The 21137-nt window shown below is 59.5% G+C and carries 18 protein-coding genes; 15 read left to right on the top strand and 3 right to left on the bottom strand.

Translation table 11 applies throughout. From position 1 onward, the window contains the following. Positions 1-22: 22 nt before the first annotated feature. On the bottom strand, positions 23-1192 hold the full coding sequence (locus ACQR3R_RS08960; protein ID WP_428271678.1) for an ABC transporter substrate-binding protein: 1170 nt from the start codon (positions 1190-1192) through the stop codon (positions 23-25). Positions 1193-1349: 157 nt separating this feature from the next. Between ACQR3R_RS08960 and ACQR3R_RS08955 the strand changes: the two genes are divergently transcribed. From ACQR3R_RS08955 to ACQR3R_RS08945, 3 genes are read left to right on the top strand one after another with little or no spacing between them, the layout of a single operon-like run. After that, positions 1350-1472 carry a hypothetical protein gene (locus tag ACQR3R_RS08955; RefSeq protein WP_428271676.1) on the top strand — a complete coding sequence of 41 codons (123 nt, stop codon included), beginning with the start codon at positions 1350-1352 and terminating at the stop codon, positions 1470-1472. Between the two features lie 2 nt (positions 1473-1474). After that, positions 1475-2737, top strand: coding sequence for a histidine kinase (locus ACQR3R_RS08950; protein ID WP_428271674.1), 1263 nt, complete (start codon positions 1475-1477; stop codon positions 2735-2737). Further along, positions 2734-3372: a response regulator gene (locus ACQR3R_RS08945; RefSeq protein WP_428271672.1), complete on the top strand. Its 639-nt coding sequence runs from the start codon at positions 2734-2736 to the stop codon at positions 3370-3372. The genes ACQR3R_RS08950 and ACQR3R_RS08945 overlap by 4 nt, the downstream gene beginning before the upstream one ends. A 362-nt stretch (positions 3373-3734) precedes the next feature. Here the strand turns inward: ACQR3R_RS08945 and ACQR3R_RS08940 are convergent, their stop codons facing one another. Beyond that, on the bottom strand, positions 3735-4385 hold the full coding sequence (locus ACQR3R_RS08940) for a pentapeptide repeat-containing protein (RefSeq protein WP_428271670.1): 651 nt from the start codon (positions 4383-4385) through the stop codon (positions 3735-3737). 183 nt (positions 4386-4568) lie between these two features. Beyond that, complete coding sequence (exaA, locus tag ACQR3R_RS08935; RefSeq protein ID WP_428271669.1) at positions 4569-6470, bottom strand: quinoprotein ethanol dehydrogenase; 1902 nt, start codon at positions 6468-6470, stop codon at positions 4569-4571. A gap of 253 nt (positions 6471-6723) precedes the next feature. Between exaA and pedF the strand changes: the two genes are divergently transcribed. The 12 genes from pedF to ACQR3R_RS08875 all read left to right on the top strand — a co-directional run bounded on the left by pedF (position 6724) and on the right by ACQR3R_RS08875 (position 20075). Continuing rightward, on the top strand, positions 6724-7185 hold the full coding sequence (pedF, locus tag ACQR3R_RS08930; protein ID WP_428271667.1) for a cytochrome c-550 PedF: 462 nt from the start codon (positions 6724-6726) through the stop codon (positions 7183-7185). Between the two features lie 3 nt (positions 7186-7188). Further along, positions 7189-8064: a transporter substrate-binding domain-containing protein gene (locus ACQR3R_RS08925; protein WP_428271665.1), complete on the top strand. Its 876-nt coding sequence runs from the start codon at positions 7189-7191 to the stop codon at positions 8062-8064. A gap of 9 nt (positions 8065-8073) precedes the next feature. Further along, positions 8074-8835 (top strand): quinoprotein dehydrogenase-associated SoxYZ-like carrier, encoded by a 762-nt coding sequence (locus ACQR3R_RS08920; protein WP_428271663.1) that lies wholly within the window; start codon positions 8074-8076, stop codon positions 8833-8835. A gap of 16 nt (positions 8836-8851) precedes the next feature. Beyond that, the gene (locus ACQR3R_RS08915) at positions 8852-9790 is read left to right on the top strand and encodes a quinoprotein relay system zinc metallohydrolase 1 (protein WP_428271661.1); all 939 of its coding nucleotides are present in this window, start codon (positions 8852-8854) and stop codon (positions 9788-9790) included. Positions 9791-10065: 275 nt separating this feature from the next. Then, positions 10066-11844 (top strand): PQQ-dependent dehydrogenase, methanol/ethanol family, encoded by a 1779-nt coding sequence (locus tag ACQR3R_RS08910; protein WP_428271660.1) that lies wholly within the window; start codon positions 10066-10068, stop codon positions 11842-11844. A gap of 286 nt (positions 11845-12130) precedes the next feature. Next, entirely contained in the window at positions 12131-13651 is a 1521-nt protein-coding gene (exaC, locus tag ACQR3R_RS08905; protein ID WP_428271659.1) for an acetaldehyde dehydrogenase ExaC, read from the top strand. A gap of 517 nt (positions 13652-14168) precedes the next feature. Next, a complete protein-coding gene (gene pqqA / locus ACQR3R_RS08900; protein ID WP_010455123.1) occupies positions 14169-14240 on the top strand; it encodes a pyrroloquinoline quinone precursor peptide PqqA in 72 nt (23 codons plus the stop codon). A gap of 54 nt (positions 14241-14294) precedes the next feature. Then, positions 14295-15209, top strand: a complete 915-nt coding sequence (gene pqqB, locus ACQR3R_RS08895; RefSeq protein ID WP_428271658.1) for a pyrroloquinoline quinone biosynthesis protein PqqB — start codon at positions 14295-14297, stop codon at positions 15207-15209. A gap of 13 nt (positions 15210-15222) precedes the next feature. Further along, positions 15223-15975 (top strand): pyrroloquinoline-quinone synthase PqqC, encoded by a 753-nt coding sequence (gene pqqC, locus ACQR3R_RS08890; protein ID WP_428271657.1) that lies wholly within the window; start codon positions 15223-15225, stop codon positions 15973-15975. Continuing rightward, positions 15972-17105, top strand: coding sequence for a pyrroloquinoline quinone biosynthesis protein PqqE (gene pqqE / locus ACQR3R_RS08885; protein ID WP_428271656.1), 1134 nt, complete (start codon positions 15972-15974; stop codon positions 17103-17105). The genes pqqC and pqqE overlap by 4 nt, the downstream gene beginning before the upstream one ends. A gap of 95 nt (positions 17106-17200) precedes the next feature. Continuing rightward, entirely contained in the window at positions 17201-18364 is a 1164-nt protein-coding gene (gene ercA / locus ACQR3R_RS08880) for an alcohol dehydrogenase-like regulatory protein ErcA (protein ID WP_428271655.1), read from the top strand. After that, complete coding sequence (locus ACQR3R_RS08875; RefSeq protein WP_428271654.1) at positions 18348-20075, top strand: NahK/ErcS family hybrid sensor histidine kinase/response regulator; 1728 nt, start codon at positions 18348-18350, stop codon at positions 20073-20075. Before ercA ends, ACQR3R_RS08875 begins: the two co-directional genes overlap by 17 nt. Positions 20076-21137: the final 1062 nt, after the last annotated feature.

Genomic DNA, 21137 nt, shown 5'->3' with positions numbered 1-21137 from the left:
CCTTATTGTTGTGAGTGTGAAATCAGGGAAAGCGGCAACTGACCTCGGGTTTGTCGTAGCCCAGGCTGTCCATTTCGTTGAGCGGGTGCAAAAAGCCATCCTGTGGCGAGGTACTGACCAATGCGCGGGGCTGGACGATGGGAATGGGTTGGCGCAACTGCCCGTTCCAGGGGCGATAACTGAGCTTGCGGCCCTTGAAGCCGTCCAGCGGCAGCTGATCGCTGATTTCAAGTGCGCGAATGGCCATCGGGTCGGTTTGACGCAGTTTGCTCACGGCACTGGCGACGCTGCGAACGGCCATCCAGGCCGCGAAGTCACGGTCATTCATCCAGCGCCCGGCCATGGCTTCGAAGCGTTTTTGCAACTGCGCGGCGCCGTAGGTTTCAACGGTTTTGTGCCAGCCCACCGGGGTCAAACCCTGGGTGCCGGCAACGGGGCGCGGGTACCAGGTCTGGTAGGGCACGTACTCACCGAAGTCGCCGCGCTCATCCGCCACCAGCACCACGTCGTACTCGGCGGTCTGGGTAAACAGCGGCATGTCGGCCTGGGCGCTGCGGCGCTGATCGTTGTCAAAACTCCAGGGTTTTTCTGCCACCAATTGCACACCAAAGCGTTTGGCGGCGCGGCGCAAAGCCGCTGCATAGGCCTTGTCGTCATCGGTCGGGCCGACGATCAACAGCGCTCGTTGCCATTTGCGCACCACCAGAAACTGCGCCAGGGCATCGGCCAGCATCGCCCGGCTCGGCAGCGTATGCAGCACGTTCGACAGGCAATCGGTGGTGCGCAAACTATCGTCGGGGCTGCCGGCATTGAACAGCAAACTGTCGGGGAGGGCCGCGCTGAGCTGACGCAGGCTGGCCACCGGTGCGTTCACCACGAACAGGCGTACACCTTGCTCATGCTGGGTGTGCGCCGCTTCGAGCAGGGCATCCGGGCTGTCGACAGTGACGCTGGCAAGGCTGTAGCTGTGGTTGAGGAAACGCCCGGTGCTGTTGCTGTCGGTGATCGCCAGTTCGGCGCCACGCAACCCGGCATCCACCGGTTCGGGAATGACATTCGACAGCAATGGACCGGGATCGGGACGATACCCCAGGTAGCCTATTTTGATCTGCAGCGGTGGTTCAGCAGCCTGACCTTGCGCGGCCAGCCCGACGGCGCAGGTGATTGCCAGCAGGTAAATAAGCGTTCGCATAAGGCACTCCGTTACAGGTAGCGCCAGCATAGGAAGGCTGAGGAAGGGTGGAAATATGTAGAAAGTACCAAGGAGGCAGTACCAAGGTAGTAGCCCGTAAACGGTGACGCGGTTTTAGCATGGACCGCAACGGCCATCACTCGGGAGGAGATCGATCATGCGTGTTCTCAAGGCGCTGCTCCTGCCGTTGTTACTGGTCCTGAGCATGATCGGTGTCGACAAACTGCACGCTTCGCGTTCCTCGCCGCTGCCGGTGCCGCCCGCGTTGTCAGGGCGCTAGGCGTGTCGGCCCTGTGGCGCATCAACCTTTGGGTCTGCGGTTTTTTTGCCGTGGTGACCCTGGCCTGCATGGCGCTGCTGGTGCATCAGGCATTGGCCGACGTGGAGCGTGAGCTGCAATCGGCCGAAGCAGTGGTGCAATACCTGAGCGAAACCGCCGAGCGTGACCCCGCCAGCCTTCAGCCTCGCCTCACGCAAAGTTTGCGGCATGTACGGGTGCGCTGGTTGAAAACGGCTGAGTCGCCGGGCAAACCAACGCAGGAAGGGCTTGATGCCTGGCTTGGCCGTTTGTTGTTCGCAGAGGCCCGGCACAGTGCCCAGGTGCTGGATTTGCAGGACGGCAGGCGGGTACAGATTGCGGTCGACCCCAGGGATGAGATCGATGAAGTCTGGGATTCGCTGCAGCAATTGCTTGGCCTGTGTGGCCTGGCGCTGTTGTTGAGTCTGCTGACCATCCGCTGGGCTGTGCGCCGTGGCATGGGGTTGCTCGACGAATTACTGCGCGCGTTGCAGCAAGTGTCTGGGGGCCAACTCAATGTGCGCCTGCGCGCCGCAGGCATGCCCGAGGCGCGACAACTGGCGCTGCATTTCAACCGCATGACCGCGGCACTCGAGCAGGCGCGGGCTGATAACACTCAACTGACGCAGACCCTGCTGGCGGTGCAAGAGCAGGAGCGCACGCACCTGGCGCAGACGCTACATGATGATCTTGGGCAATACCTGGCGGGGATTCGCGCTCAGGCATTCCTGTTGCGACTGGTGACGGACCAACCGGCGGTGATGGAGCGCACGGTGCGTGAGCTGGAACACAACTGCGAGCACTTGCAGCAGGGCTTTCGCGCGCTGGTACACGATCTGTACCCGGTGGTGTTGCAACACTTGCCGCTGGCGCAGGCCTTTGGATTGTTGGTCGAGCAATGGCAGGGACGTCACGGGACTGCCTGCCGGTTACACGTCAGCGCGCAATTGCCGGCACTGTCTGGGCCAGAAAAAACCCATCTCTATCGTCTGTTGCAGGAAGCCCTGACCAACGTCGCGCGTCACGCCTGTGCGAGTCAGGTACGGGTGCGCCTGCAACTGCGCAGCGGCCAATTGCGCTTGCTGATTCGTGACAACGGTCGCGGCGCGGCACAACCCTCGCGGCCGGGCGTTGGTTTGCATTCGATGTTCGAACGCGCACGCAGCCTCGGCGGCGAATTGCGGATCATCAGCCACCCTGGCGCCGGTTGGGCGCTGGCTTTGAGCATGCCTTTGGAGGCGTCATGAATATTCTGCTGGTCGATGACCATGCGGTGGTCCGTCAGGGCTATGCGAGTCTGTTGCGGGCGCTATTGCCGGCAATCGAAGTGCGTGAGGCAGCGTCGGGCGAGGAGGCGCTGACCAAGGTTCAGGAAGCGTTGCCGCACTTGGTGATCATGGACTTCGGCTTGCCCGGCATCAGCGGCCTCGAAACCACACGACGCCTGCGTCAGCGTTTGCCGCAGCTGCGGATACTGTTTTTCAGCATGCACGATGAGTTGCCGTTGGTGCGCCAGGTGCTTGATGCCGGTGCGTCGGGTTACCTGACCAAAAGTTCAGCGCCCGAAGTGTTGATCGAGGCGGTGCGACGAATTCTCGCCGGCCACGCCTACATCGAGCAGCCGCTGGCGACACAACTGGCGTGTCACCCGCGCCACGACGCCAGCGACCCTCGCTTGCACAGCATGACCCAGCGCGAACTGGAAATATTCGTGATGATCGCAAAAGGCACGCCGGCCCGTTTGATTGCCGAACAGCTGAGCATCAGCAGCAAAACCGTCTCCAATCACCTGACGTTACTCAAGAGCAAACTGCAGGTCACCTCGCAGGCCGAACTGGTGCACTTGGGAATTGATATGGGCGTGGTTCGCAAGGCAGGGTGAGCACTCTTCAATCCATGTCAGCGAAGTGTTGTGCCCCGAGGATTATCTGAGCTGCTGGGATTTGCCTGTGGGATCGGACAATTTTGTCTTGAGTGACTTATCTGGGGTGATGGAGTCATCTGAGGTAATGGAATTATCTGAGGTGAAGTGATGCATCTGTGGTGAGGGGATTTATCCCCGTCGGGCTGCGTAGCAGGCCCAAAAGGCTGGCGTCTGCTGCGCAGCCGAACGGGGATAAATCCCCTCGCCACGAATCTCCTCATCACAAGTACCCTCACTACAGGTAAATCCCCTCACCACAAATCTCCTCACCACAGGTAAACCCCCTCACTACAGGGTTTTGTGCCATCCGCTGATTCAGCTCACTTATCCCATGTCGTCGGGCACCCCGTGCAACTTTCCATATTCGCGTCCTGAAAATTGGCATAGTGCTGGCGGGAACCGCTGAGGATGGCGTGGTCGAGATTGCTTTCACCAAACTTCGCTTCCTGCAGGTTGGCGTCGCTGAGGTTCGCGCCTTTAAGGTCAGTCTTGCTCAGCCAGGTCATTTCCAGATCGGCTGCGCGCAGGTTGGCGTTGTTCATTCGTGCGCCAGAGAGGCGGGCGAATTGCAAGTAGGCTGCGCTGAGGTTGGCATCCTGGAACTGTGCACCTTGGGCAAACATTCCCCAACCCTGAATGGCCATCAGTGTTGCGCCGGTGAAGTCGGCCAGGCGCAGGTTGCTTTGCTGAAGACTGGCGCGGGTCAGGTTTGCACCTTGCAATTGGGCTTTTTCAAGGTTGGCGAGGTCGAGACGCGCGTGGCGTAAATCTGCATCGCGCAGGTCTGCGCCGCTGAGGTTCATGTTACGCATGTCCTGATTGCTCAGGTTGGCGCCTTTCAGGTTGGCGCCGGGGCATTGGCTATGGTCGGCAATGGTGCAGCCGTTGATGATCAGTGGGGCGTCGTCGCCATCGTCGGTGGCGAAAACCCAAGGGGCGGTCAGCAATAGCAACAGGGGCAGGTATTTCATGTCAGGGCTCTCGTGATGTCATCACACACAATGGTGGCGAGGGAGCTTGCTCCCGCTCGGCTGCGCAGCAGTCGCAAGCTCAGGCAACTCGGTACGGCTGAGCGATGAGGGGGCCGCTTCGCAGCCAGCGGGAGCAAGCTCCCTCGCCACAGGCAGCCCCCTCATCACAGGAAGTAATGCGGCTTACTTCTTCGCGACCTTGTTATCCCAGCTCGGGATCTTGAACACCCAGAACGAGCCACCCTGAGCCACCGGTTTGGTCAGCTCAGCCATGTCGCCACCCCACAACGGCACCGCGCCACCGTAGCCGACGGTCACGCCGATGTACTGCTCGCCGTCCTGTTCCCAGGTGATCGGCGGGGAGACGATGCCGCTGCCGGTCTGGAACTTCCACAGTTCCTTGCCGGTTTTCGCGTCAAAAGCCTTGAAGAAACCGTCACCGGTACCGGTGAACACCAGATTGCCCTTGGTGGCCAGCACGCCGGCCCACAGTGGCAAGTGTTCCTTGTGTTCCCACACCACTTTGCCGGTGGTGGGGTTCATCGCGCGCAACGTGCCGACGTGATCGTCGTACATGCGTTTGATGCGGAAACCCATGCCCAGGTATGCCGAACCTTTCTTGTAGTTGACCTCTTCGGTCCAGTATTCCTCTTTCCACTGGTTGCCTGGAATGTAGAACAGTCCTGTGTCCTGGCTGTACGCCATCGGGTTCCAGTTTTTGCCGCCGAGGAACGGAGGTGACACTTCAACTGACTTGCCTTTGGTTTCACCCGGCAGCGGCTTGGCCGGACGCTGGCCCGGGTTTTCCACTGGCCGGCCGGTTTTCAGGTCGATGTGGCTGGCCCAGGTGATGTTGTCGACGAAGGGGAAGGCATTCTGCAGTTTGCCGTTGTTACGGTCGACCACGTAGAAGAAGCCGTTGCGGTCCGCGTGACCGGTGGCTTTAACCACTTTGCCGTCCTTGTCCTTGTAGTCGAACAGCACCAGTTCGTTGTTGCCAGAGAAATCCCAGGCGTCGTTTGGCGTGTGCTGGTAGAACCATTTCACCTCGCCGGTGCTTGGGTCTACGCCAACCTGGCCTGAGGTGTAGAGGCTGTCGAAGTCATGAGGGTTGCCGTCCTTGGAGGTGCGCGCCCAAGTGTTCCACGGGCCAGGGTTGCCGGCACCGACGATGATGGTGTTGGTTTCTGCATCAAAACTGGCGCTCTGCCAAGGCGCGCCACCACCATGGCTCCAGGCCTCGACCTTGCCGGTTTCGGTGGTCGGGTCATCGGGCCAGGACGGCGCCTTGACGTCGCCGGTCGGCGTGCTGTCCTTGCCGTTCAGACGCCCCATGTGGCCTTCGACGAAGGGACGCATCCAGACCTCTTCGCCGGTGTCTGGATCACGGGCATAGAGCTGGCCGACCACACCAAATTCATCACCAGAGCTGCCGTGAATCAGCAGGACTTTGCCCGTGGTTTTGTCTTTGATCAGCACCGGGGCGCCAGTCATGGTGTAGCCCGCAGCGTGGTCACCGAACTTTTTGTTCCAGACCACTTTGCCGGTGTTCTTGTCCAGTGCGATCAGGCGCGCATCGAGGGTGCCGAAGTAGATTTTGTCACCGAAGATCGCGGCACCACGGTTGACCACGTCGCAGCACGGACGAATGTTATCCGGCAGGCGATGGTTGTAGGTCCACAACCGTTTGCCGGTCTTGGCATCCAGGGCAAATACCCGCGAGTACGAACCGGTGACGTACACCACGCCGTCGCTGACGATGGCCTGGGATTCCTGGCCGCGTTGCTTCTCGTCGCCAAAGGAATAGGACCAGGCCGGGGTCAGCTTGAACACGTTCTTGTCGTTGACCTGAGCGAGTGGGCTCCAGCGTTGGGCGTTGGTGCCCATGCCGTACTGCAACACGTCTTTGGTGGTCAGGTGATCGTTGGCGATGTCTTCCCACGTCACATTGCGGGTAGGCGCGGCGGGAGGTGTAGCCGCCGTAGCGGCGTTGACGGCAGCGCCCAAGGACAGGCTGCTGACCAGCAGAAATGCCTGCACGGCAAGTGTCAGCGGGGAAAGGGCGGGTAGCGATCTTATTGTCATGGTTGCAGTTCCCAGTGGAGGTTTTGGCCTGCACAGGTTGCTGCGCCGAAGGTATGACGGATACGGAAAAAATCCCGCTGTTGCCGGGAAGAGTTCCCGTACGGCACCTGATTTAGGCGTTCGCCACAAGCCCTACTACCAACGGACTAGAAGGCGGCCACCAAAGCAGCATGGGGGTGGTGCGATGCGTTTCCTAAGATGGTTGCCATAGCCTCTGCCAAGAGGTTTTGCGTGCAATCCTGAGGGCATAACAATGACAACAAAACGCAACGCCTTGCTCGTTGCCGGACTGCTGGCCGGTTTTATCAGCGCAGGTTCTGTTTGGGCTCACGGCAACGTGGTGCCCCAGGCTGTTGAAACCAAGGGCCTGACCCCGATCAAGGATGCCGGGGTACAAGTGGACGCCGATGGATGGGCGGCGGTGAACCCTTACCGTACTTCGCCGGAGCACGACAAAGCGGTAGAGATCGGCTCCTCGGCTTACAACCAGAATTGCGCGGCATGTCATGGCCTGGAAGCCAAGTCCGGTGGCATCGCCCCCGATTTGCGCCTGCTGGATGTCGGCGATGCCGGTGATGAATGGTTTGTTGAGCGCGTACGTCACGGCGCGGTGCGTGATGGCCGGGTGTACATGCCGAAAATGGCCGATTACCTGAGCCAGGAAGCCTTGTGGGCGGTGCGCACGTACCTCGATAGCGTGCACGTCGAGGAGTAAGTCATGCGCCTGCTTGCCGTGTTGATCGGCGTTGCACTGTTGTGCTGCCAAGCAGTGCAGGCGCAAGTGCGTACCTATGACCAGATGATCGCAGACGGGGAGTTGAAGGTCGCGGTCTACAAGGACTTTGCACCCTACAGCTTTGAAGAGGCCGGGCAGCCGCGCGGGGTCGATGTTGATTTGGCGGCGGCACTGGCCAAAGCCCTTGGCGTGCGTCTGACGCTGATCTGGGCACCCGCGGGCGAAAAACTCGATGATGACTTGCGCGACTACATCTGGCGTGCCAGCCAGTTGCACAATCAGCAATTGGCCGACTTGATGATGCGCGTGCCGTATGACCGCGACTATTCGCAAAAACGCAATGAATTGGGCGAACTCGAAAACGATCATGTGGTGATGTTTGGTCCTTATCAAAACGAACAATGGCAAGTGGCTTATGACCGCCGCCGACTGGAGTCGGTGGGCAGTGTCGCGGTGTTCGAGCAACACCCGATTGGCGTTGAAGTCGACAGCGTGCCGTCGTTTTACCTGACCTCGGTATTCAACGGCATGCTGGCCGGCAATACCCATCATTACCCCGGTGTGCCGCAAGCGTTTGCTGCGATGAAGGCCGGGGAGGTCGACGCGGTCATGGCCATGCGTGGCGAGATCGACTGGCACGTTCACCTGGCGGCTGATCCGCAGGTGGCGCTGGCTGAAAACGCCTACCCGAACATGGGCAAGCAGCTATGGGAAATCGGCATGGCGGTGCATGAAAGCAACCGACAACTGGCGTATGCCGTAGAAGAGGCGCTGGAAGGCCTGATACGTGACGGGTCGGTCAAGTCGATTTATGCCCGCTACGGCCTGCGTTACGACGTGCCCGAGATGTACCAATAGGAGTAGGCGATGAACTGGCGAGCGAGTTGTCTGTTGGCCTGCTGGTTGCCGATGGCCGCGCACGCGGTGGACATAGACCCGGGTAAAGACCCGGTGCCGTCGGTGATGTGGGACTTTTATCACAAGCAAATGCTCGGTAACGCGCCGTTCGTGTTCGATGAAAAGGTCAAGCTGTTGGCGCCGCCATTTGCCGAAGATGCGCGGCAAGTGCCGCTGGAAATAGACGCCCGCGCGTTCAAGGGTGATGTGGTGAAGATTCTCGCCTGGGCGGAGCTCAATCCGCTGCCGAAAATTGTTGATTTCCAGCCTATGCAGCGAGTGCTGCCATGGCTTTCGATACGGATCCGCATCGAGCAAGCCACGCCTTTGCGAGCCGCCGTGTTGACCCGCGATGGCCTGTGGCATGTCGGTTCCACCTTGATTGATGCCGCCGGTGGTGGCTGCACCGCACCCAGCGTCGTGCGCACTCAACCGGGTTGGGAAGATCACATCGGCGAAGTCCTTGGCGGTCGATACCCGCGCGGCGAATTCAGCCGGGTGCGCTTGCAGGTTGCGCACCCGATGGACAACGGCATGGTTGGCGGCATCCCGGAATTTTTTATCAACCATGCCGAGTTGCGCGATCAGGACGATCAGGTGCTTGCCCGACTGGAGCTGTTTCCCGCCGTCAGCGAAAACCCCAACCTGGGATTTGATATTGAAGGGGCAGGGCAGACGCGTCTGCTGTTGCGCGATAACAGCGGCAATGAATTCGACGCTGCCATACCCTGACTCATAGGAGCGCATCATGCGCTGGATGCTGCTGCTGATTCTCGGTTTGAGCCTGCCTTCGCTGGCCGATCTGACGTACACCTTGAAACCCCGGCAGATTGCCCAGGATACGTGGCTGCTGGAGGGCAGCACCGACAACTTTGCCAAGGACAACGGTGGCAACATCGTCAATACCGCGTTCATCGTGACCGAGCGTGGCGTGGTCGTGATCGATACCGGGCCTTCCAGGCGTTACGGCGAAGCGATGCGCAAGGCCATTGCCGCGACCACCGACAAGCCAGTTATCAAGGTGTTTTTGACCCATCATCACCCTGACCACGTGCTCGGTAATCAGGCGTTCACTGACGTACCGATTGCAGCGCTGGCCGGCACTACCGAACTGCTGCATCAGCAAGGCGATGCAATGGCCGAGAATATGTACCGCTTGGTCGGCGACTGGATGCGCGGCACCGAAGTGGTGTTGCCGACCGAGACGCTGGAGCCGGGCGTGCAGAACTTTGGGAATCACGATCTGCGCTTGCTGAGCCTGGGTGGGCATACGGGTGCTGATCTGGCTATTCTCGACCAGAGTACCGGCGTGCTGTTTGCTGGCGACCTGGTGTTTTATCAACGCGCGCTGACCACCCCGAACAGCCCCGGGTTGTCGGTGTGGCTGGCCGACCTGGCGACACTGCAGGGGCTGCCCTGGACACTGGTTGTGCCAGGCCATGGGCCCGTGGCCACGGACGCAAGACCTTTTGAGCAAATGCGCGATTACCTCACCTGGCTCGATCAACTCATGCGTGACGGCGCCGCCCATGGCAGCGACATGGCGGAGATGATTCGCAGCCCCATTCCTGAACGTTTTGCCGGCATCAGCCTCAGCCGCTACGAACTGATCCGCAGCGTCAGCCACCTGTACCCGCGCTATGAGCGTGCGCAGATGACCCGAGTCGACTCCAGCGCACAAAAATGAACAAATGCTAATCCCCTGTGGGAGCGAACTTGCTCGCGAAGACGGCGTATCAGAAAACGATGATGTTGAATGCGCCCGTCTCTTCGCGAGCAAGCCCGGTCCCGCAGGGATGACGGCTTGCTCACAAAATCCGCGGTTTATCGCCTCCGACCCGCTACTAAGGGATTAGCAATCTTGGTATTGCGGGCAATTGTTGCGAGGACGTCGGCACCGAAGAATCTGCACCAGACCGGGAAAATTTCCCGGGTACAACAAAAACTGCAGAGGTAGCCGTCATGACCCAACCCGCACGTCGCCAACCCTTCGTCTTGAGCATGCTGCTCAGCGCCATGCTGTTGTCCGGCACGGCCCTGGCGGCTGTCACCGATCAGGACATCCTTCAGGATCCGAAGAATCCCGATCAAATCGTCACCAACGGCCTGGGTGTCCAGGGACAGCGCTACAGCCCGCTGGACACGCTTAATGTCGACAACGTCAAAGAGCTGCGTCCGGTGTGGGCATTTTCTTTTGGCGGTGAAAAACAACGGGGCCAGCAAGCGCAGCCGATGATCAAGGACGGCGTGATGTACATGACCGGTTCTTACTCGCGGGTGTTTGCAGTGGACGCACGCACCGGCAAGAAGCTCTGGCAATACGATGCTCGCCTGCCCGACGACATTCGTCCTTGCTGCGACGTGATCAATCGGGGGGTCGCGCTTTACGGCGACCTGGTGTTCTTCGGTACGCTCGACGCCAAACTTGTGGCCCTGAATAAAGACACCGGCAAAGTGGTCTGGAGCAAACAGGTTGCGGATCACAAGGAAGGTTATTCGATCAGTGCCGCGCCACTGGTGATCAACGGCAAACTGATCACCGGTGTGGCCGGTGGCGAGTTCGGCGTGGTCGGCAAGATTTCCGCTTACGACCCCAAGAACGGCGAACTGTTGTGGGTGCGCCCGACCGTCGAAGGCCACATGGGCTACGTGTACAAGGATGGCCAAGCCATCGAGAACGGAATATCCGGCGGTGAGGCGGGCAAGACCTGGCCCGGTGACTTGTGGAAAACCGGCGGCGCCGCGCCCTGGTTGGGCGGTTACTACGATCCGGAGACCAATCTGCTGCTGTTTGGCACGGGCAACCCGGCGCCGTGGAACTCGCATTTGCGTCCTGGCGACAACCTGTATTCGTCTTCGCGGTTGGCGCTTAACCCGGACGACGGCACCATCAAATGGGCTTTCCAGAGCACGCCTCACGACGGTTGGGATTATGACGGCGTCAATGAACTGATCTCCTTCAACTACACCGAAGGCGGCAAGGAAATCAAAGCGGCAGCCACCGCTGACCGTAACGGTTTCTTCTACGTGCTGGACCGTACCAACGGCAAATTCATTCGCGGTTTCCCGTTCGTCGACAAGATTACCTGGGCTACCGGCCTCGATAAGGACGGCCGGCCAATCTACAACGAAGCCAGCCGCCCGGGCGCTCCAGGCTCCGAAGCCAAGGGCAGTTCGGTATTTGTCGCCCCGGCGTTCCTGGGGGCGAAAAACTGGATGCCGATGGCGTACAACAAAGACACCAAATTGTTCTACGTGCCGTCCAACGAGTGGGGCATGGACATCTGGAACGAAGGCATCGCCTACAAAAAAGGCGCGGCGTTCCTCGGCGCCGGTTTCACCATCAAACCCCTGAACGAAGACTACATCGGTGTGTTGCGGGCGATTGACCCGGTCACCGGCAAGGAAGTCTGGCGCCACAAGAACTACGCGCCGCTGTGGGGCGGGGTACTGACCACCAAGGGCAACCTGGTGTTCACCGGTACGCCGGAAGGTTTCCTGCAGGCATTCAATGCGAAAACCGGCGAGAAGGTCTGGGAGTTCCAGACCGGGTCTGGCGTACTCGGTTCGCCGGTAACGTGGGAAATGGACGGCGAACAGTACGTTTCGGTGTTGTCCGGTTGGGGCGGCGCCGTACCCCTGTGGGGCGGCGAAGTGGCCAAGCGCGTCAAGGACTTCAACCAGGGCGGCATGCTCTGGACCTTCAAGTTGCCGAAGGACCTGGTTGTCGCCAAACACTAACACCTGTGCTGATCACTGACCTGTGGCGAGGGAGCTTGCTCCCGTTGGGTTGCGAAGCAGCCCCCTTTATTCTCGGGCCGACCGAGTCGTCGGTTTTACGACTGCTTTGCAGCCGAGCGGGAGCAAGCGCCCTCGCCACAAAAGTCCGCTGGTCCAGGAGCATCACCTACGACCAAATAACGAGAGCCCCCCTGCCAACGGCGCATTCGTCTGGCACGCGGGGCTCTTTACTATCGGTTCATCGCCTGTTTGCCCGACAGGCTTCGACCCAGACAGAGGCCCCACCATGATCTACGCACAACCTGGCACCCCTGGCGCCATTGTTTCGTTCAAACCACGTTACGGAAATTTCATCGGTGGCGAGTTCGTCGCCCCGGTCAATGGTGAATATTTCACCAACACTTCGCCGGTCACGGGCGAAGTCATCGCCGAGTTCCCGCGCTCCGGCGCAGCCGATATCGACAAAGCCCTCGACGCTGCGCACGCGGCCGCCGATGCATGGGGCAAGACGTCCGCGCAGGATCGTTCACTCGTGCTGCTGAAAATTGCCGACCGCATCGAGCAACATCTGGAAGTGCTCGCGGTCACCGAAAGCTGGGACAACGGCAAAGCCGTCCGTGAAACCCTGAACGCCGACGTACCACTGGCCGCCGACCACTTCCGTTATTTCGCCGGGTGCATTCGCGCGCAGGAAGGCGGCGCCGCCGAGATCAATGAACTGACCACGGCCTATCATTTTCACGAGCCATTGGGTGTGGTCGGGCAAATCATTCCGTGGAACTTCCCGTTGTTGATGGCGGCCTGGAAACTGGCTCCGGCGTTGGCGGCCGGTAACTGCGTAGTGCTCAAACCCGCGGAACAAACGCCGCTGTCGATCATGGTCTTCGCCGAACTGATCGCTGATTTGCTGCCACCGGGTGTTCTCAATATCGTCCAGGGCTTCGGTCGCGAAGCCGGCGAGGCACTGGCCACCAGCAAGCGCATCGCCAAAATCGCTTTCACCGGATCGACACCGGTTGGCGCGCACATCATGCACTGCGCTGCCGAGAACATCATTCCAAGCACCGTGGAGCTGGGCGGCAAGTCGCCGAACATCTTCTTCGAAGACATCATGAATGCCGAGCCGCAGTTCATCGAGAAGGCTGCTGAAGGTCTGGTGCTGGCGTTCTTCAATCAGGGCGAAGTGTGCACCTGTCCATCGCGGGCGCTGGTGCAGGAATCGATCTATGAACCGTTCATGGCCGAGGTCATGAAAAAGATTGTCAAAATCAAGCGCGGCAACCCGCTGGACACCGAAACCATGGTGGGCGCCCAGGCATCCGAGCAGCAATACGACAAGATTCTGTCCTACCTGAAAATCGCCCAGGAGGAGGGCGCCGAGCTGCTGACTGGCGGTGCCGCAGAGCGTTTGGAGGGTGACTTGTCGAGCGGTTATTACATCCAGCCGACGCTGCTCAAGGGCCACAACAAAATGCGCGTGTTCCAGGAAGAAATCTTTGGCCCGGTGGTAGGCGTCACCACGTTCAAGGATGAAGCTGAGGCGCTGGCGATTGCCAACGACAGTGAATTCGGCCTCGGTGCCGGCCTCTGGACCCGCGACATCAACCGCGCTTACCGCATGGGCCGGGCGATCAAGGCCGGGCGTGTGTGGACTAACTGCTATCACCTGTACCCGGCGCACGCCGCGTTCGGTGGCTACAAGAAGTCGGGTGTCGGTCGCGAGAACCACAAGATGATGCTCGATCATTACCAGCAAACCAAAAACCTGCTGGTGAGCTACGACATCAATCCGCTGGGGTTCTTCTAAACCAGGAATCAAACGGTAATCCCTGTGGGAGCCTGCTCGCGATAGCGGTGGTTCAGCGAGATTGATGTTGAATGCTGTTCCGTCATCGCGAGCAGGCTCGCTCCCACAGGGAGTGTTGGTCAGGCGCATAACTGGCGTACGGGCACAATTAACTGTGGGAGCGAGCCTGCTCGCGATGAGGTCATAACATTCGACATCACAGTTGACTGTTAAACCGCCATCGCGAGCAGGCTCGCTCCCACAGGGAATGTTGGTCAGGCGCATAACTGGCGTAAAGGCACAATTAACTGTGGGAGCGAGCCTGCTCGCGATGAGGTCATAACATTCGACATCGCAGTTGACTGTTAAACCGCTATCGCGAACAGGCTCGCTCCTGCATTGATTTGTACGGCGTCTGAAAATATTGCCCCCTACCAATGCACCCCGCAACCTCCTTCGAAAGTAGCATTCGGCTGCCAAGCAGCCCGTGTGTTAATGGCGTTACCGGAATTTTCCGGCACAAGAAGAGGATTGACCCATGTGGAATAAACCCGCGTTTACCGATCTGCGTATTGGCTTCGAAGTAACGATGTATTTCGCCAACCGTTGATCGTTCACCCGGCCAGCCCAGGGTTGGCCGGGCCTGCTGTAGGGAGCATGGTCCATGCACATTCGCGTCCTGGGTTCCGCCGCTGGCGGTGGTTTTCCGCAGTGGAACTGCAACTGCCGGCAGTGCGCCGGTGTGCGTGATGGCAGCGTGCGGGCCCAGCGTCGCACGCAGTCCTCGATTGTGCTGAGTGACAACGGTGTGGAGTGGGTGTTGTGCAACGCCTCCCCGGACATTCGCGCGCAACTCGACAGCTTTGCGCCGTTGCAACCTGCCCGACAATTGCGTGATACCGCCATTGCCGGCGTGGTGCTGATGGACAGCCAGATCGACCATTGCACAGGCTTGCTAAGCCTGCGCGAGGGTTGCCCGCATTCCGTCTGGTGCACCGAACGGGTTCACCAGGATCTGAGCAGCAGCTTTCCTTTATTCACCATGCTGGCTCATTGGAACGGTGGCTTGCACTGGCAACCGGTCGGGCTGGATCGCCAGCCGTTCAGCATCGCAGCGTGCCCGCACCTGCAATTTCGCGCGATCCCTTTAATCAGTAATGCGCCGCCGTATTCGCCGAATCGGGGCAATCCGCAACCGGGCGATAACATTGGTTTGTTTATCGAAGATTCGCGCAGCGGTGCATCGGTGTTCTATGCGCCGGGTCTTGGGCAGATTGACGATGAAGTTTCAAGCTGGATGCAACGCGCCGATTGCCTGCTGCTGGACGGTACATTGTGGCGCGACGATGAAATGCGCCTGTGCGAAGTCGGCCACAGCCTGGGCAGTGAAATGGGCCATCTGGCGCAAAGCGGTCCAGGGGGGATGCTTGAAGTACTCGAAGGTTTTACCCGCCAGCGCAAGGTGCTGATCCATATCAACAACACCAACCCGATCCTCGATGAAGACTCTGCCGAGCGTGCATTGCTGCAGCGGCGGGGGATTGAGGTGGCATTTGATGGCATGGACATCGTGTTGTAACCGGAGAATCGCAATGAACACTGCTGCAATGTCACCCATTGAATTCGAGCAAGCATTGCGTGCCAAAGGCGCCTACTACCATATCCATCATCCGTTCCACCAAGCCATGTACGCAGGCCGTGCCAGCCGTGAGCAGATTCAGGGCTGGGTGGCCAACCGGTTTTACTACCAGGTGAACATTCCGCTGAAAGACGCCGCCATTCTTGCCAACTGCCCCGACCGTGACGTGCGCCGCGAATGGCTGCAACGCATTCTCGACCATGACGGCGTGCCCGGCAGTGAAGGCGGCATCGAGGCCTGGTTGCGGCTGGGCGAGGCCGTCGGGCTGGATCGAGAGCGCATTTTGTCTCAAGAACTGGTGCTGCCCGGCGTGCGTTTTGCCGTGGACGCCTACGTCAATTTCGCTCGGCGTGCGTGCTGGCAGGAAGCAGCCAGCAGTTCGCTGACCGAGCTGTTTGCGCCGCAGATCCACCAATCGCGGCTCGATGCCTGGCCCGCGCATTACCCGTGGATCGACGTGGCCGGGTACGATTATTTTCGGAATCGCTTGAGCCAGGCACGGCGAGATGTTGAGCACGGTTTGCGCATCACCCTGGCGCATTACGTCACCGCCGAAGGCCAACAACGCATGCTCGAGATCCTGCAGTTCAAACTGGACATCCTGTGGAGCATGCTCGATGCAATGAGCATGGCCTATGAGCTGCATCGACCGCCGTACCACAGCGTCACCACCGACAACGTCTGGCATCGGGGGATTGTCCTTTGAGCTTGAGCACGCCCACGCCGGGGCCACCGCTGTGGTTGTTGGCGGAGTTGACCTATCGTTGCCCGTTGCAGTGCCCGTATTGCTCCAATCCACTGGATTTTGCCCAATCAGGCCAAGAGTTGAGCACCGAAGAGTGGATTCGCGTGTTCCGCGAGGCTCGGGAAATGGGCGCCGCGCAACTGGGCTTTTCCGGTGGCGAACCGTTGGTGCGCCAGGACCTGGCCGAGTTGATCAAAGCCGCGCGGGACATGGGTTACTACACTAACCTGATTACCTCGGGCATCGGTTTGACCGAGCAGAAGGTGCGCGACTTCAAAGTGGCCGGACTGGACCACATCCAGATCAGTTTCCAGGCCGCCGACGAAGCGGTGAACAACATGCTTGCCGGCTCACGCAAGGCCTTCGCGCAAAAACTCGCCATGGCCCGTGCCGTGAAAGCCCAGGGTTACCCCATGGTGCTGAACTTTGTCACTCATCGGCACAACATCGATCAGATCGCGCAGATCATCGAACTGTGCCTTGAGCTGGAAGCTGACTTCGTCGAATTGGCAACGTGCCAGTTTTATGGTTGGGCCGAACTCAACCGCGTTGGGCTGTTGCCCACGCGCGCTCAGCTGCAGCGTGCCGAACGCATCACCAATGAGTACCGTGAGCGCCTTGAAGCGCAGGGCCATCCCTGCAAGCTGATTTTCGTGACCCCGGACTACTACGAAGAACGCCCCAAGACCTGCATGAATGGCTGGGCCAATCTGTTTCTTGACATCACCCCCGACGGCACCGCGCTGCCATGCCACAGCGCGCGGCAATTGCCGGTCGAGTTTCCCAATGTGCGCGATCACAGCATTGAACATATCTGGACCGACTCGTTCGGCTTCAATCGTTTTCGCGGTGATGACTGGATGAAGGAGCCGTGCCGTTCCTGTGATGAAAAACACAAGGACCTGGGTGGCTGCCGCTGCCAGGCGTTCATGCTGACCGGCGATGCCAGTAATGCCGACCCGGTGTGCAGAAAATCACCGCACCACGACGTGATCCTCAAGGCCCGTGATGAAGCCGATGCGCCGGGGCTGGGCATGGAACACCTGACGTTGCGCAATGAGAAGGCTTCGCGGCTGATCTATCGCGGCTGAAACGGGAAGGTAATGCTACCTATTGGTCTGATTGCAATCGCAGCAAGATGGGTTAGTGTTGCAACACCTTTCAAAACAATAAAAACAGGCTTCCCATGAGCCAGAGTCTCAGCCAGCTGCGTAAATTCGTTTCGCCTGAAATCATTTTTGGTGCCGGTTGCCGGCATAACGTTGCCAACTATGCCAAAACCTTTGGTGCGCGCAAGGTTCTGGTGGTCAGTGACCCCGGTGTAGTCGCCGCCGGTTGGGTCGCCGATGTCGAGGCCAGCCTGCAGGCGCAGGGCATCGATTATTTTCTGTATACCGACGTTTCGCCTAACCCACGGGTCGAGGAAGTGATGCTCGGTGCGGAGCTGTACCGCGAAAACCATTGCGACGTGATCGTCGCGGTGGGCGGCGGCAGCCCGATGGATTGCGGCAAGGGCATCGGCATCGTCGTTGCCCACGGTCGCAGCATTCTTGAGTTCGAAGGCGTAGACACCATTCGTGTGCCCAGCCCGCCACTGATCCTGATTCCGACCACCGCCGGTACTTCGGCGGATGTCTCGCAGTTCGTGATCATTTCCAATCAGCAAGAACGCATGAAGTTCTCCATCGTCAGTAAGGCCGTGGTGCCGGACGTATCGCTGATCGACCCGGAAACCACGCTGAGCATGGACCCGTTCCTTTCTGCGTGCACCGGCATCGACGCCCTGGTGCATGCGATTGAAGCGTTTGTGTCCACGGGGCACGGGCCGTTGACCGATCCGCATGCGCTGGAGGCCATGCGGCTGATCAACGGCAACCTGGTGCAGATGATCGCCAACCCGACGGACATCGCCCTGCGCGAGAAAATCATGCTCGGCAGCATGCAGGCCGGCCTGGCGTTTTCCAACGCGATTCTGGGTGCCGTGCACGCCATGTCCCACAGCCTCGGCGGTTTTCTCGACCTGCCCCACGGACTGTGTAATGCGGTGCTGGTGGAACACGTGGTGGCGTTCAATTACAGCTCCGCGCCCGATCGCTTCAAGGTGATTGCCGAGACGTTCGGCATCGACTGTCGGGGCCTCAATCACCGGCAGATCTGCGGGCGTCTGGTGGACCACCTGATTGCCCTAAAACACGCCATCGGTTTTCATGAAACCCTGGGGTTGCACGGCGTCAGTACCGCGGACATTCCGTTCCTGTCCCAGCACGCCATGCATGACCCGTGCATCCTCACCAATCCGCGAGAGTCCAGCCAGCGCGATGTCGAGGTCGTCTATGGCGAAGCCCTCTGACGAACAGCAACGTGCGCTGACCGGGCTACTGGGATTAGGCAGCCACTCCGCGCGCAAGAGCCATTACCCGGAGCTGTCGGCGCGCCTGGAAGAGCTCGAAGCGGAACGCAACCGCTACAAATGGCTGTTTGAAAATGCGGTTCAAGGGATCTTTCAGGCCAGCCTGTTGGAAGGCATGCGCGCCGCCAACCCGGCGCTGGCACGCATGTTGGGTTATCAGGATCCGCAAGAGGTGTTGTTTTCGCTGGCGGACCTGGCCAGCAATCTGTTCGTGGGCGGTGCTGCGGAGCTGGCAGATATTGGCGAGATTCTCAACCGTCAACGCAGCCTGCACGGCTATGAAACGCAGTTGCGTCGCAAGGACGGCAGTAGCCTCGACGTGTTGATGAACCTGTTACTGAAGCCTGATCAGGAAGGTTTGGTAGAAGGTTTTGTGACTGACATTACCGAGCGCAAACTCGCCCAGCTGCGTTTGCTGCAACTTAATGATGAACTGGAACAACGCGTCACCGCGCGCACCGATGAGCTGCTGGAAGCCAACCGCAACCTGCAACAGCAAATCACCCAACGCAAACAGATCGCCCAAGCCCTGCGCCATGCGCGGGACGCCGCCGAGGCCGCCAATCGCAGCAAAGACAAATACCTTGCGGCTGCCAGCCATGATTTGCTGCAACCGCTCAACGCTGCGCGTCTGTTGATCTCGACCCTGCGCGAACGCGATTTGCCGGACGTCGAGCACGTATTGGTTGAGCGTACGCATCAGGCACTCGAAGGCGCGGAGGATTTACTCACCGATTTGCTGGACATTTCCCGGCTCGATCAAGCCGCGGTCAAACCTGACGTTGCGCTGTACCGTCTCGATGAGTTGCTTGGGCCGCTGGTGTCGGAATTTCAGTCAGTGGCGCAAGCCGCCGGGCTCAATCTGCGGGTGCGTATTGGCGACTACGCGGTGAGCACCGATTTACGGCTGATGACGCGGATTTTGCGCAATTTTCTCAGCAATGCGTGTCGTTATACCGATCAGGGCAGCATTTTGCTGGGCGCCAGGCGTCGTGGCGCCATGCTGCGTCTTGAGGTGTGGGACACGGGGCGGGGGATTGCGGCGGATCGCCTGGATTCGATTTTTCTGGAGTTCAATCAGTTGGACGTGGGTCGCGCCGCCGACCGTAAAGGCGTGGGCCTGGGCCTGGCGATTGTCGAGCGTATTGCCAATATTCTTAATTATCGGGTTCAGGTTCGCTCATGGCCGGGGCGTGGCTCGATGTTCAGTATCGATGTGCCGATGTCTGTTGAGGTGCCGCTGCCGATGGCGCTTTCAGTGCCAACGGCGGGTATGGGGAATCCGTTGCCGGGGCGGCGTTTGTTGGTGCTGGACAATGAGGTGAGCATTCTTGAGAGCATGAGTGCGTTGCTTGGGCAGTGGGGTTGCGAGGTGGTGATTGCGACTGATGAGGCTTCGGCGCTGGTTGCTTTGCAGGGGCGGGCGCCTGAGTTGATTTTGGCGGATTATCATTTGGATCATGGGGTGGTGGGTTGTGAGGTGGTGAGGCATTTGCGGGAGTTTTTTGGGCGGGCTATTCCTGCGGTGATTATTACGGCTGATCGTACGGATCAGTGTCGGCGTTCGTTGTTGCGGTTGGGGGCTCCGTTGCTGAATAAGCCGGTGAAGCCGGGAAAGTTGCGGGCGGTGTTGAGTCAGTTGTTGGGGTGAGGTTTTGTTTGGTTTGGTTTGGTTTGGTTTGGTTTGGTTTGGTTTGGGGTGGGTGAATATCCGTTTTTGGGGTGATGGCTGATTGTGGTTTCGCCCTTACGGCGAGTCCCTTTTGTCAAATGCCACAAAAGGAACCAAAAAGTCTTGCCCCAGCGTACGGCACGTCGCTTCGCTCGGTGTTCCCTCGCTCCGGTATTCATCTGGGGGCATCGCCTACGGTCTGCTTCGCGACGACCTCCTCTCGATGTGTGCGGCTTCGCCGCCCGGCGCTGCGCGCCTACCCTCCAGATGAACACCTGCACTCGGCCTGCCGAAGGGGCCTGTGAATCAAGGTCAAGGTCAACGTCAACGTCAAGGGCTTGCAGGCGAGCTAACGCTCGGCCTGTTGAGTGGTTGGGGGCAAGAGCTACTGCGGGTTTGTGGGTTGGAATCAGGGTTGTCTTTGATTTTGTATGGGTTGCGGTGATACCTGAGGCCAGGAATTCACCGCCGATCCGTAGGAGACTGGCTTGCCAGCGATGGCGTCTTCGGAATTGTCATCACCGGCGAGCCGGTTTCCTACGGGGTGGCGTTAACGGCATAAATCCGTGATTCACCCCCGAACCGCAGGAGACTGGCTTGCCAGCGATGGCGTCTTTGAAATCGTCATCACCGGCGAGCCGGTTTCCTACGGGGTGGCGTTAACGGCATAAATCCGCGATTCACCGCCGATCCGTAGGAGACTGGCTTGCCAGCGATGGCGTCGTTGAAATCGTCATCACCGGCAAGCCGGTTTCCTACGGGGTGGCGTTAACGGCATAAATCCGTGATTCACCGCCGATCCGTAGGAGACTGGCTTGCCAGCGATGGCGTCTTTGAAATCGTCACCACCGGCGAGCCGGTTTCCTACGGGGTGGCGTTAACGGCATAAATCCGTGATTCACCCCCGATCCGTAGGAGGCTGGCTTGTCAGCGATGGCGTCGTTGAAATCGTCATCACCGGCGAGCCGGTTTCCTACGGGGTGGCGTTAACGGCATAAATCCGCGATTCACCGCCGATCCGTAGGAGACTGGCTTGCCAGC

Source organism: Gordonia sp. IEGM753 (assembly GCF_050321825.1).
In the GTDB taxonomy this organism is placed as follows: domain Bacteria; phylum Pseudomonadota; class Gammaproteobacteria; order Pseudomonadales; family Pseudomonadaceae; genus Aquipseudomonas.
The sequence above is the reverse complement of the archived record's forward strand: the minus strand, read 5'-3'. Positions and strand labels throughout refer to the sequence as shown.